Source organism: Chitinophagales bacterium, from assembly GCA_020636495.1.
Taxonomy (GTDB): Bacteria; Bacteroidota; Bacteroidia; order Chitinophagales; family Chitinophagaceae; genus UBA5543.
The window spans coordinates 3,038,967-3,051,542 of sequence record JACJXQ010000008.1 but is presented as its reverse complement, the minus strand read 5'-3'; the positions used below and the strand labels follow the sequence as shown (position 1 = coordinate 3,051,542).

Genomic DNA, 12,576 nt, shown 5'->3' with positions numbered 1-12,576 from the left:
CATCATTTTGATCAGTTTAAACAAATTACCATGAAACTAAAATTCGGATCAGGACAGATTAATGAGCACGCACCGAAGTGGATGATCAATGCTGCTTCAGTATTGACCTTACTGGTTGTTGCCAAGGACAACATTGTAAACGGCTTGCCGGGCATCGATCATGCAATGCACCAGATTGTAAAGGCCTGGGCAGATTATTTACTTGATACATTACAGCTCTTTCTGGCGTTAGCTGTCATATTTACGGGAGAACAAAAGACCGGGGACAATGACACAGCATGAACTTAGTATTATAGACCGGCATCTTAAAGGTATTAACCTGAGGGTGATCTGGGCACTTGTGCTTTGCACTGCAATAAGTGTATCAACTGTTCTGAGCGTGTATTATGGTTTTAAAACAGAACTGGCTGTACAGAAGCTGGAAATAAAACTGTTGACTAAGAGGGTGGAAAGGTTAGAGTTGATCATACATAATTAGACTGCTATCATGAGGAGGTAGACTGTCAAAAGAATAAATAATGAGACGTAAAAAAATATGTTTAAATTTTTATTTCTTTTATAGTATTCTTTTAGTTGTTTATGGAAAGTGTTTTTTAGTGTTTGCTTATCATGGAATAAAAAAGACGTAAAAATAATACGTATAGAATTTTTGTTCTTAATTTTTGGTATTTTATAATACTTTATACCAAGAGTTATTATTACTAGAAGTGTTATGAGTATTGGTGTGAATTTTATAAGTGTGTCTTTGTACATACTGTGTGTTCAATTGAATTTGATACCAAAATTAATTAATTATTGATACTAATGGCATTTTGGTAGTGTAAAACATGCTATCAAAGTGCTGTTGTCCAAAGGAAGTGCTATTGAAATATTTAAGTATAACATGGATTAGAAAGGTTTTGCGCTTACAACATTCTGTGTTCTGACTCTATCATGATTGGAATGCCATTTTCGATAGGGTAATATATGCCTCCCTCTTTTGAAATTGCTTTAGTTTTATCTTCACTGAGTTCAATATCGCAGCCATATTTAGGGCAACGTAGCAGCGGAATGATATTTAGATTATCTGTTGGGTTTTGCCTGTGTAACTTCATGAAAGAACCTACTGCCTCATTTAGAGTTACATTTTCCGCTTTTTTATTAGCAGTAACATAAATGCTATCAGAATATTGTTTTAATCCAGGAATAACTTCCGTCAAAAACGAGCCTATCAGAGAAGCGCTACACAAAATTTTATTTTTGGGTGATACGTACTTTAAATCTTCCTTAAGTACCCCAATACCTAGAAAGCTGTGGTTTTTATAAGAAAAATTATCTAAGTAGGCATTGAATATTTCTTTATATTCTGCTGGCGTATAATACCTTACGCACCAGCTATTATAGTCATCTTTAACAAGTTCACTGTTTTTTACATTCGATATTCTGTTGCGTATTCCAAGCTTATTTGGGAACTCTAGACGTGTATAACCATCATTTGTAAGAAGTCTATTAATGTGTTGAAGACAGTTTGTTAACCTTCTGTAATGTGTATGTTGAATAACGCTGAATGACCAAATAAGATTAAATACGTTATTTTTAAAGGGTATGTTTTCTAAATCTGCAACTACTGTATAGCCTGTCTTATTAAGGTCTTGTAAAACCTTTCTTGAAGTTTCACAGAATTCTAACCTTAGGTCTATTCCTATTGGAATATATCCTTTGTTACTACCTGCAATCAGCCATCGTCCCCAACCACATCCAATATCCAGAAAAATGCCACCATTATTGCTATTGGGGACTGGTAATTCATATATAGGATATTCTTTTAGTTTTCCGATTCTATCTCCATAATGTATTCCATTTGTTGCGGATATTTGTTGTTGAACCAGCCATGGAATAGTAGAGTTGTAGTCACTAGGTTGCGGATTGTATTGCAACTTTTCATAAATCTTTTCTCTGTTTTTAGCAATTATTTCGTTGTCCTGCATTCTTAGATTTTATGGCTAATTGGAGTTTGTTTTTCTAGATATTATGCAAATGTGTAAAAAAAATACCAAGCAAATGCCAATATACTACCAAAAATGTCTTTGTAAAAGAGTTGACAGTTAGAATAAAGGTAAATTACGATAAATGTATATTCTATATCCAGTTCTGCTTCCTTGTTGAATATTTCCGTTTCGTTGAATAGCGTTTGTTTGATTATTATTATTTATGTCTCTTTGTATAAATAATTACTGTAATGCGGTTTGTATATCTTTTTCTGATGATAATAGCTGTTCATCCTGCCCGGGGCCAGGTAGCCATAGACGGGTTGGAACAGTTATTAACATTTGCCGATAAGAATAGTCCTGCCGCCCGGCAGGCATACTTACAGCCGGTCATTGCGCAAAAAGATAAGGAGGCGCAGTCTTCAGTGCTATATCCCCGTGTCAATGCGTTTGCTACCGGTGATCACTATCCCATACTGGCTACGCAGTTGCTACCGGCTGAGGCGCTGGGTGGTACGCCCGGCACATATCTTAAGGCGCAATTTGGCTTGCCGTATGTGTTTACAAGCGGCGCAGAGCTGAGCGTTCCTGTGATCGACATGGAGAATTGGGCTAAACTATCTAAGGCTCGAACTCAGTATGAGCAAAGCCAGTGGAGCAGTAAAGTGGCATTAGAAAACCTGCATTTGCAATTAGTACAGGCATATTACCAGGCATTGGTGACCAAAGAGGTACTAAAGTTGAATGAAGAGAACGAACAGACAGCAGATGAGTTGCTCCGTATTATGTCGGAACGAAATGAACAGGGAGTTATAGACCCTGCAGATTACAACAGGACAAAAAATCTTTCGCTGGATGTGAAAACAACACGTATAGGTTACACGCAGGCTATGCAGAAGAGTGTTAACAATCTTGTAGCAATATTGGATATAGACACATTAGTACTGAACGAAGAGTTGGACAATTTTGAATGGCCGGTGCTTTACCAGGCAGGAGCAGTTAGTGCACGTCCGCAATGGCAGGAAGCAGAGTTGAAAGTGCGCACAGCAGAATTGTCATTGAGGCAAAGCCGCACTGCAGGTCTGCCGGAATTGTCGCTATCGGGCAGGTATACCTATAATATGCAAACGAATTTCGAAGCAGGGTTTAAGAATATAGAGTTCAATGTTGCAAGTGTTGGGATGAAGCTAAACGTTCCGCTGTTTCAGGGTAACTTTTACAGGGCATCGAAACAAAAGACAAAGCTGCAACTGGAACAGGCAAAACTGGAGCAGGAACGCACGCATGCTGCATTGTCACAACAACAAGAGGATTGGCTTGCACAATACAATGCTGCTTTTAATAAACAGAAGGTGTTGACGGAGAAACTGGCCAATGCAAAAGACAACTTACGCATTGGCAAGCTGAATATTAAAGAGGGAGTAATGGAATTCGACCAGTTCAATAATATTTTTATGGAATATAATAAGGCGAGGATGGAATATTTACAGAACCTCGCCGACGGAATATTGTATCATCTGTTAAGTACACAAAATTTTTAAGATAATGAAGCGACCAATTATATGGGCTACGCTGACAATGGCTGTTGCAATTACGGTAATAGTTTTGGGCTGTAAAGATAAAGCTGTGACAACAAAGCCACAGGTCAGGAAGCTGACCGCAGCAGTATATGCGTCGGGAACATTGCTCCCTGAGCAGGAATATAAGGTGATGGCCGGTGTAGATGGATACCTGCAGGAGGCTTATGTGAAAGAAGGAGATACTGTGCATAAAGGCCAGCAGTTATTTTACATCAGCAATGAAGTACGTCATGCACAGGAGCAGGGTGCGCATGCTGTTGTGCAGAGAACCATATCAACCGTAAATGAAAATGCACCCCAGTTCAAAGAGATGGCGGGTCGTATAGAGGTGGCAAGGATAAAAAAAGAGCAGGATGAGCTGCAGTACGATCGGTACAAAAAACTTTTTGATGAAGACGCTATATCGAAAAGCAGTTATGAAAAGTATTACCTGCAATACCAGAGCTCGCTGAAAGAATACCAGAACCTTAAACAACAATATGAGCAATTGACCCTTGCTGGTAAACTGCAATTGCAACAGGCACAAAATCAACTGCAGGTGAACCGCGCGCAACAAAATGAAGGACGGATAAAGAGCTTTGTGGATGGAATTGTCTATGATATATATAAAGAAACAGGCGACCTTGTTAGTCCCAACCAGCCGGTGGCATTGATAGGTTCAGGAGATATGATAGCTAAGCTACTGATAGACGAAGACGACCTGGAGAAGGTATATGTAGGGCAGGAGGTACTTATTACCATGGATGCCTATGACAACAAAGTATTTAAAGCGCATATAAGCAAGGTCTACCCTATGCTGAATAAGGTAGAGCAGTCATTCCGGGTAGATGCTACATTTGATGAAACACTGCCATTAGGCATTTACGGTCTTAATCTGGAAGCTAACATAGTATTGGCCAGGGATAAGGAAGTGTTGGTAATACCGCGTAGTGCATTGCAGAAAGGAGATAGCGTGTTGATAAAAGATGGCGATGGGAAAAAAGCCGTGCATGTAGCGACCGGCATTGCTGACGATGAATGGATTGAAGTGAAAAGCGGTGTGGATACAACTTCTATAATAATATTGAAATAATGAACTGGAAACTGGCATTAAATATCGCATTGACACATCTGCTTACTAAAAAGAAGCAGAGTATCGTTGCTATGCTCGGGGTGACCTTCGGTATATCCATGTTCATTATCATGATCAGTTTTATGACCGGGGTGAATGACTTTACAGAAGATATGGCCATGGACAACACTCCGCATATTCATATCTATAAGCCCTTGGAAATAAAGGACGAGAAAATTATTGCAGAGGGTAATACTCCCGGAATGAACGACTGGTATGTCGTTACTCACCAGAAACCTAAAAATGAACTTAGCAAGATAAAGAACGGGCTCTCTCTGATGGAGCGTATAGAACGCATGCCTGGCGTTAAAGGTGTAGCGCCGCAATTGTCTACACAGGTATTTTATAACAATGGTCCAGTAAAAATACCCGGCAATATATATGGTATTGATGTTGAACGCCAGACCTCATTGTTCGGACTGGATAAGAAAATGGATATTGGCCAGCTGAATGACTTGCTGAAAGGTTCTGATGTAATAGTAATGGGTAAGGGCCTTGCCCAAAAGATGGGCGTACATGTAGGAGACAGGATAAATGCTACTACCCCTGAGGGGGGCAACCTGAACCTGAAAGTCGTGGGTATATTTTCTTTTGGTATTACAGCCATGGATCAGACGCAGAGCTACGCTACCCTGGCTACCGTTCAGAAAATATTGCAGAAAGACCCATCGTACGTTACTGATCTGAACGTCAAAATGAAGAACATCGATGACGCAAAAGCACTGGCGGCAGATCTCTCAAACCAGGTAAATGACCTGAAGTTTGAAGATTGGGAAGCGGCTAACCAATCATTACTGGCAGGTACGCAGATACGTAATATCATGACTTTTGTGGTTTGTTTTACCCTGCTGGTGGTTGCCGGTTTTGGTATCTATAATATCATGAACATGAACATCATTAATAAGATGAAGGATATAGCAATACTGAAAGCTACAGGGTTTCAGGGTAATGACGTAACCGGCATTTTTATGCTGCAATCTGTTATCATAGGTATTGCCGGTGCGATATTAGGTTTGTTCATTGGTTTTTTCTTCAGCTATCTTTTGTCTCGCACTCCATTCCCTGCAGGTGAATTTTTCCGGATAGATACCTTCCCGGTAAATTTTAATCCTGTTCACTATATCATCGGTATCTTCTTCGGGTTCCTGACTACGCTTTTTGCAGGGTGGTTCCCATCAAGAAAAGCAGCGAAAGTTGACCCTGTTTCAATTATCAGGGGATAAAAAACAAAACAAATGGCTACCATATTAAGGTCTGAAAATATCAAAAAGAAATTCTACCAGCCTACCGAGTTCGAGGTGTTGAAAGGTTTGGATTTTGAGGTAGATGAAGGGGAATTCTTTTCAATTACAGGAAAGTCAGGTTGTGGTAAAAGCACGCTTCTATATATTCTCTCTACTATGGATACAGATTACGAGGGCAGCCTGCACATAAAAGGTGAAAGGTTGACGGGCAAAAAACAGAACGCACTCTCTGCTTTCAGAAATGAGCACCTTGGTTTCGTTTTTCAATTCCATTTTTTGTTGCCGGAATTTACTGCGCTTAAAAATGTCATGTTACCTGCTTTGAAACTTGGCAGGTATAGCGAAGAGGAAATAGAATTCAGGGCCTTGGAGAAATTGAAGTCGGTAGGTATGGGAGAATTTGCACATAAACACGCCAATAAATTATCAGGTGGGCAGCAACAACGGGTAGCTATTGCACGGGCATTGATAAACGACCCTGCTATCATAATGGGTGATGAACCTACAGGCAACCTGGATAGGGCAAACTCAATGATGGTTTTTGACATTTTCCGACAACTGGCAAAAGATAACAAGCAAACAATAATAACTGTTACCCACGATCCGGATTTTGCCAACGGCTCAGACCGCATCATGGAAATGGAAGATGGACGGATATTAGAGATTGCTGCACCTAAATAAAGTTCTCCTTATTTATAATTGTGTAATTTGTATTTATGCCGATCTCTGACATAACATCCAGGAGTGAAATAGCACAGGATAAGTATATGAAACAGATGAAGTATATGCCGTACTTCCTCATCATAGACTTTGCCCTTATAGCTTCTGCACTGCGTTACTACCTGGTGCCTGAGTGGGGATGGTTGCATATCGTTGCGTTTTTATCACAATGTCTCGTTTTTACAGGATTCTGGTTTTTGATAAAGTTCATTAACAGGAAGCTTAATAACGTTTTTCCTTTCGAGCGTGGACCTTTTACAAGAATAAGCTTGCAGGTGCTCATCACGATAGTGGTCGTACTGCCATTTATCGTTGCAGCAGTATATTTCAGCAGGGAACATATTCCTGATTTTGTAAGTGATGAGTTCCTGGCGACAATGATGATGATGGTCCTGGTCGTAATATTCATGTTCAATTTCGCATTTTACGCCTTCCATTTTTTTCAACACTGGCAAGCCACCGTGAATGAGAAATCCGGACTGGAGATACAGGCGGCCGAATTAGAACGTGAGAAATATGAGCTGCAATATCATCAACTCAAAAATCAGGTTAACCCTCATTACCTGTTTAACATGCTCACTTCACTGGATGGGCTGGTGCATACAGACCCCGATCTGGCTTCCGACTTTATCAGGCATATGGCTAAGGTGTATCGATATGTTTTGCAACATAAGGAAAGCGAAGTAGTAAACCTCGAGGATGAACTTGAATTTATAGGCCATTATATTGAGTTGTTGCAGATACGCTACGGACAAGGACTGAGTATAGAAAGTAAGATATCTGAACATGCAAGGGGGAAAGGCATCGTGATGATCACCCTGCAGATGCTTTTGGATAATGCAATAAAACATAACATTGTACAGGTGTCTTCTCCATTGAATATCAAGATGTGGGATGAGGGCGACAACCTGTTAATAAGAAACAATAAACAATTACGCAAACAGATTGAAACGTCAAACGGGACAGGGCTTCAGCAACTGAGACAGCTGTATGCATTCCTGACTAACAAGAATATTGTTGTAGAGGATACACCTGACTATTATACAATAAGGATTCCCCTGATTTAAAAAAGCAAAACATGAATATTTTGATATTGGAAGATGAGCCCCTGGTAGCGGAAAGCCTCATGAAATTAGTAAAACAACTGGAACCGGATGCAGTTATTGCAGGACCTGTCCAGAGTGTGCAGGAAGCACGAAAAAGGCTCGAGGTACAAACACCTGACCTTATCATATCTGATATCCAACTGGCAGATGGTATCAGCCTGGATGTGTTTACCGACTATAATATACAATGCCCCATCATTTTTACTACGGCTTTTAATGAATACGCCATAAGAGCTTTCAAAGTAAATAGTATCGATTATTTGTTGAAACCAGTGGATAAGAAGGAACTGCAGGCGGCAATGGAAAAGTTTCACTTATTACAAAGCAAATTTGGCAACGAAACTTACCTGCAACAGATAGGTGAATTATTTAAAGATTTCCAGGGTAGTAAAAAATACAAAGAACGATTTGCAGTACATTTAGGTCGTAACGTTGTTTTGATACCTGCTAACGATGTAGCTTGTTTCAATAAAGAAGAGGTAATATACCTCGTAAATCACGAAGGGAAGAAGTTTATTACTGATTACCGCTCACTTGACGAGGTGGAAGAGTTGCTTGACCCCGCGCAGTTCTATCGCGCCAACAGGCAACATATTATTGCTTTACCATTCATTGCATCAATGCACAGCGATGAAAGCAGCAAGATATACCTTAAAATGAAACTACCGGCATGCGATGATATCATTATCAGTAAAGAAAAAGCCGCGAGTTTCAGGAGGTGGATAGAAGGTTAATAGTATATGCAATGGTTAGTTGTCTCTGCTTTTATTTCTTAAAGAAGTGAGCATAGCAACTCAACGTATCACCATTGCTGAATCGTTGCGTGTAATCGAAGTCGATAATTGTGTAGTTCTGGTCCATAAAACCTTCTCCACTTAAAGTATAGGTGCCTACGTACTGTTTAGGGATGATTATCTGTTTCTTGTTACAATTTACAGTACAATATACCGTCTGGCCATTCCACCAGGTGAAGTACAGCTTACTTTTGTCGTTGGGGTCTACTACAAAGTTGTTGGCATCTGAGTTCTCGCCGGTGCCATTGCGGCAGGTAGAAGTGCCATGATATAAGCCTGCAGCTTTCAGTGCGCAGGTTTTTTCAAAGGTAGTAATTGTAAATTCATAAGACTTTTCTACACCTGTCGCGCTGACACCTTTTAACACCGGATGATATTCACCACCTTTCGATGAATCGTCTTTGAGGTAGAGAGAAGCTGTGAACGGTGGTTTGTCTGTAGTACGGTTAAAGTTCGGGCTGATACCTTCGGGCATATTTTCGAGGCTGAGCGTAATTTGTTCGGAATTATTAGATACTAATTCTACATCCAGTGTCAGTTCTTCGGCACCATTTTCCTGTATCGTAATATTCTTAATGCCATTGATCTTGAATTCAATGGGCGGTTCTTCTTTTTTGCCGCAGGATGCTACTACAAGACAAATAGATAGAGTAATGAAAAAATATCTGAATGTACCGAGGTTTAACATGCGATGAAATTATGCTTTTTCTGATGCATTTACAAAATTTAAGTTGTATACATACAGATTATCAACCGTAGTATGATGTTGATGTTCAGCTGGTTAGGATGGGTAATTCTGCAAAAAAATCTAAAGTGCGTATTTGCTATTCAATTGGTGTCATACCAATGCCTTGTCTGTATTTTCAACATGCAGGCACAAGATCGCAGATCATAACCCATGTTATTGACATGTTAACCCCTGTCGTTTTTTTACATATGAATACTGCAGCTGTTTACATTTGATGGTAATTGGCGTAATAATATTATGTTGGTTATTCTGACTAAGGCTTAAGCTCAGCTGATAGTCAGGTCAAAACACAAATAAAAAAACACACACAATGAAAAGGATATTTACGTCCGTAGCAGCGACGTTTGTCTTGTTCTTAGCAAACGTTATTTCAGCAACTGCACAATGGTCAACTGTTGGTAGTGCAGGGCTGAGCAATTCGGTAGCCAATTATATAGCAACGGCTGTGGATGGTAATCATACTCCATATATTGCCTACTCTGATAACTCACAAGGCAACAAATTAACCGTAGAAAAATTTAATGGTACTAGTTGGGTAACAGTAGGAGGGACAGGCGTTTCTTCCGGTTCTGCAGAGCATATTTCTATAGCCATTGATGGCAGCAATAATATCTATGTAGGTTATCGTGATGGTGCCAGTAGTAACAAAGCAACTGTTATGAAGTATAACGGATCATCATGGTCTGTTATTGGCGGATCTGGTCTTTCTGACGGCCAGGTGTATTACGTTACAGTGGCTGTTAATGGCTCGGGTACGCCTTATATTGCCTACCAGGATCAATACAGGGGAGGAAAAGCCACAGTAGAAAAATATACAAGTGGTAACTGGTCTTCTGTAGGCAGTAAAGGTTTTACTTCAGGCCAATCCGATTATCTTTCATTTGACATTGATGGAAGTGGTAACCTGTACGTTGCATATAGGGACAATAGCCTGAGCTGGAAAGCCAGGGTGATGAAATATAGCAGCGGTAGCTGGTCTACCTTAGGTACTGCTGGGTTTTCAAATGGTGGCATATCAGAGATAGACATTGATGTAGATGGCAACAACAGGCCATATGTGGTATATAAAGACTGGGCCAATGGTAATAAAGCAACGGTTGAGTCCTATACAGGTGGTAATTGGTCTGTAGTAGGTAGTTCAGGTATTTCTTCTAATAGCATTGGTACGCCTACCATCGAAACCGATGGTAACAATACACCTTATATTGCATATCGTGACGATGGCAATAACCAGAAGGCAACTGTCTTGTCTTTCAATGGTAGCAGCTGGTCACCTGTTACATCTGCCGGTTTTTCTTCCAACACGGTTGATTACACGTCGATCGTAATAGACGGGAATAATAATACGATCTATGTGGGTTTCAAAGATAACTCAGTCGGACAGAAAGCAACAGTGATGAAGCACAATGGTGCTGCTCCTTCTGTTACTACATGGACAGGTAGCACCAGCACAGATTGGAATACGGCAAGCAACTGGTCGACAAATTCGGTACCGGGTTCTTCTGATAATGTAAAGATACCATCCGGCAAGAGCAGGTATCCTAACCTGGCCAGTGGTACCTCAAGTTGTAAGAATATCGAGATAGTAAGCGGAGCATCTGTCATCGTAAACGGAGGCACATTACGTATAGCCGGTTCTATAAGCAATAGTGGAACCTTTAATGCAGAAAATGGTACGATAGTATTGAATGGTACTTCAGCACAGACCATTCCATCAGGAGCTTTCTCAAATAAAACAATAAAGAACCTGGAGCTGAATAATGGCTCAGGTTGTTCCCTGGCAGACACAATAAAAATTACGGATACTTATACACCCACTTCAGGTACACTTACCACGAACGATAAGTTCGTGCTGAAAAGTTCACCAACAGGCACAGCACGCGTTGCTCAAGGCTACTACGGGGGCAATTATATTTCAGGTAAGACAACGGTAGAACAATACATCCCCGGCAAAAGAGCATATCGTTTTATGAGTCATCCGTTTGGTACCCCGATAGCCCTGAGCCAACTTACAGATGATATTGACATTACAGGTAACGGAGGCACTACGAATGGTTTCACGGCTGTACAGGTAAATGCACCGTCTGCATATTATTTTGATGCATCAACTGCCGATAACAGTACATATGGCAATAACCCCGGGTGGAAAGATTTTCCCAGTGCGATACCAGCTTATTGGGATGCTTATGAAATGGCACGCATATTTATCCGTGGTTCAAAAGGACAAGGTTTGACAAGTGCAGCCTACACTCCTGATTCTGTAACGATAGACATGACCGGTGACCTGATAACGGGTGACAGGCTGATAGGTTTGGATAAAGGCAACAACTCCGAGTTTGTAATATGTGGTAATCCCTATGCATCCCCTGTGAATATGAGGACGCTTACCCGTACAGACCTGTATTCCAGCTTTGTAGTATGGGATCCGAATATGGGTACAAAAGGAGGGTATTCTGCTTACTCATTCTATTATAATTATTACTTGCCTGCATATTCCGGTTTTGTGGCAAAAGTATACTCATGGAAATCAAAAGGCTTTGTCAATTTCCAGGAGTCGGATAAGACAAGCGCTACACCTGCTGCTTTGTTTAAACATACCGCAAACGACCCTTATATGGTAGAGTTGAAGATAGAAGACAGTACGACCTTCTGGGACAGGCTGACTCTGTCTTTTGACAGTACAGGCATGGCTGTGGAAGACTCGCTGGATATGGTAAAACTGCACAACCCCGATGTGGACTTCTATACCTTGTCAGACGACAATGTCTTGTTGTCAATTGATACACGCCCCTTTGAAGATAATAAGGTCATCAGGCTGGGCATGGACCCGGGTATGACAGACCACAGTTTCGCTTTGAAAGTACCTCAATTCAATATACCGGTAGGAACGAAATTATATCTGTATGACAAGTTCACCGGTAAGACAGAAGAACTGAAAGAAGGATTTGAATATTGGTTTGATGTTACGTCCGATACAAATTCTTACGGTGCAGACAGGTTCTCGATCAATATGAAAGGCATTCCAGATGACGTGTCAGTTGTCAAAAACGCAGCATCTGGTCGTATGCAATTGATACCAAATCCGGCGCACGGAACTGTAAAAGTTGCTTTTGATCAACTGAAGGGTACCGCTGTTGTGAAAGTAGCTGATATGTCTGGCAGGGTAGTTTACGTACAGTCTGTGAATGCAGCTGTTGGTAGTGTTGTCGTGCCATTATACAACCTGCCTGATGGTGTATATATGGTAGAACTCGAGAGCGATAATACGCATATGGTAGAAAAACTCGTGAAACAATAAATAGATAA

Annotated in this window: 11 protein-coding genes; 9 read left to right on the top strand and 2 right to left on the bottom strand. The window is 40.6% G+C overall.

Translation table 11 applies throughout. The features are described 5' to 3' along the window. The first annotated feature begins 30 nt into the window (after positions 1-30). Both H6550_13615 and H6550_13610 read left to right on the top strand, forming a co-directional pair. Positions 31-282 carry a hypothetical protein gene (locus tag H6550_13615; protein ID MCB9047165.1) on the top strand — a complete coding sequence of 84 codons (252 nt, stop codon included), beginning with the start codon at positions 31-33 and terminating at the stop codon, positions 280-282. Next, a complete protein-coding gene (locus H6550_13610; GenBank protein MCB9047164.1) occupies positions 269-478 on the top strand; it encodes a hypothetical protein in 210 nt (69 codons plus the stop codon). Before H6550_13615 ends, H6550_13610 begins: the two co-directional genes overlap by 14 nt. 427 nt (positions 479-905) lie before the next feature. Here the strand turns inward: H6550_13610 and H6550_13605 are convergent, their stop codons facing one another. After that, a complete protein-coding gene (locus tag H6550_13605; GenBank protein ID MCB9047163.1) occupies positions 906-1,967 on the bottom strand; it encodes a methyltransferase domain-containing protein in 1,062 nt (353 codons plus the stop codon). Positions 1,968-2,242: 275 nt separating this feature from the next. Here H6550_13605 and H6550_13600 point away from each other — a divergent pair, with 275 nt between their 5' ends. From H6550_13600 to H6550_13575, 6 genes are read left to right on the top strand one after another with little or no spacing between them, the layout of a single operon-like run. After that, entirely contained in the window at positions 2,243-3,508 is a 1,266-nt protein-coding gene (locus H6550_13600) for a TolC family protein (GenBank protein MCB9047162.1), read from the top strand. A gap of 4 nt (positions 3,509-3,512) precedes the next feature. After that, positions 3,513-4,619 (top strand): efflux RND transporter periplasmic adaptor subunit, encoded by a 1,107-nt coding sequence (locus H6550_13595; protein MCB9047161.1) that lies wholly within the window; start codon positions 3,513-3,515, stop codon positions 4,617-4,619. Then, a complete protein-coding gene (locus H6550_13590; GenBank protein ID MCB9047160.1) occupies positions 4,619-5,881 on the top strand; it encodes an ABC transporter permease in 1,263 nt (420 codons plus the stop codon). Before H6550_13595 ends, H6550_13590 begins: the two co-directional genes overlap by 1 nt. Before the next feature lie 12 nt (positions 5,882-5,893). Beyond that, positions 5,894-6,583: an ABC transporter ATP-binding protein gene (locus H6550_13585; protein ID MCB9047159.1), complete on the top strand. Its 690-nt coding sequence runs from the start codon at positions 5,894-5,896 to the stop codon at positions 6,581-6,583. Positions 6,584-6,618: 35 nt separating this feature from the next. Next, positions 6,619-7,689 carry a histidine kinase gene (locus H6550_13580; GenBank protein ID MCB9047158.1) on the top strand — a complete coding sequence of 357 codons (1,071 nt, stop codon included), beginning with the start codon at positions 6,619-6,621 and terminating at the stop codon, positions 7,687-7,689. 11 nt (positions 7,690-7,700) lie between these two features. Beyond that, entirely contained in the window at positions 7,701-8,462 is a 762-nt protein-coding gene (locus tag H6550_13575; GenBank protein ID MCB9047157.1) for a response regulator transcription factor, read from the top strand. Positions 8,463-8,493: 31 nt separating this feature from the next. On the opposite strand, the gene H6550_13570 is transcribed toward H6550_13575, so the two are convergent. Then, positions 8,494-9,210 carry a hypothetical protein gene (locus H6550_13570; protein ID MCB9047156.1) on the bottom strand — a complete coding sequence of 239 codons (717 nt, stop codon included), beginning with the start codon at positions 9,208-9,210 and terminating at the stop codon, positions 8,494-8,496. 370 nt (positions 9,211-9,580) lie between these two features. Here H6550_13570 and H6550_13565 point away from each other — a divergent pair, with 370 nt between their 5' ends. Continuing rightward, positions 9,581-12,568 carry a T9SS type A sorting domain-containing protein gene (locus tag H6550_13565; protein MCB9047155.1) on the top strand — a complete coding sequence of 996 codons (2,988 nt, stop codon included), beginning with the start codon at positions 9,581-9,583 and terminating at the stop codon, positions 12,566-12,568. The last annotated feature ends 8 nt before the right edge of the window (positions 12,569-12,576 follow it).

What these genes read in the sequence shown, in the direction of transcription:
- H6550_13615 (MCB9047165.1), top strand. Translation starts at nt 31, where the DNA reads ATGAAACTAAAATTCGGATCAGGACAGATTAATGAGCACGCACCGAAG.
- H6550_13610 (MCB9047164.1), top strand. Translation starts at nt 269, where the DNA reads ATGACACAGCATGAACTTAGTATTATAGACCGGCATCTTAAAGGTATT.
- H6550_13605 (MCB9047163.1), bottom strand. Translation starts at nt 1,967, where the DNA reads ATGCAGGACAACGAAATAATTGCTAAAAACAGAGAAAAGATTTATGAA.
- H6550_13600 (MCB9047162.1), top strand. Translation starts at nt 2,243, where the DNA reads ATGATAATAGCTGTTCATCCTGCCCGGGGCCAGGTAGCCATAGACGGG.
- H6550_13595 (MCB9047161.1), top strand. Translation starts at nt 3,513, where the DNA reads ATGAAGCGACCAATTATATGGGCTACGCTGACAATGGCTGTTGCAATT.
- H6550_13590 (MCB9047160.1), top strand. Translation starts at nt 4,619, where the DNA reads ATGAACTGGAAACTGGCATTAAATATCGCATTGACACATCTGCTTACT.
- H6550_13585 (MCB9047159.1), top strand. Translation starts at nt 5,894, where the DNA reads ATGGCTACCATATTAAGGTCTGAAAATATCAAAAAGAAATTCTACCAG.
- H6550_13580 (MCB9047158.1), top strand. Translation starts at nt 6,619, where the DNA reads ATGCCGATCTCTGACATAACATCCAGGAGTGAAATAGCACAGGATAAG.
- H6550_13575 (MCB9047157.1), top strand. Translation starts at nt 7,701, where the DNA reads ATGAATATTTTGATATTGGAAGATGAGCCCCTGGTAGCGGAAAGCCTC.
- H6550_13570 (MCB9047156.1), bottom strand. Translation starts at nt 9,210, where the DNA reads ATGTTAAACCTCGGTACATTCAGATATTTTTTCATTACTCTATCTATT.
- H6550_13565 (MCB9047155.1), top strand. Translation starts at nt 9,581, where the DNA reads ATGAAAAGGATATTTACGTCCGTAGCAGCGACGTTTGTCTTGTTCTTA.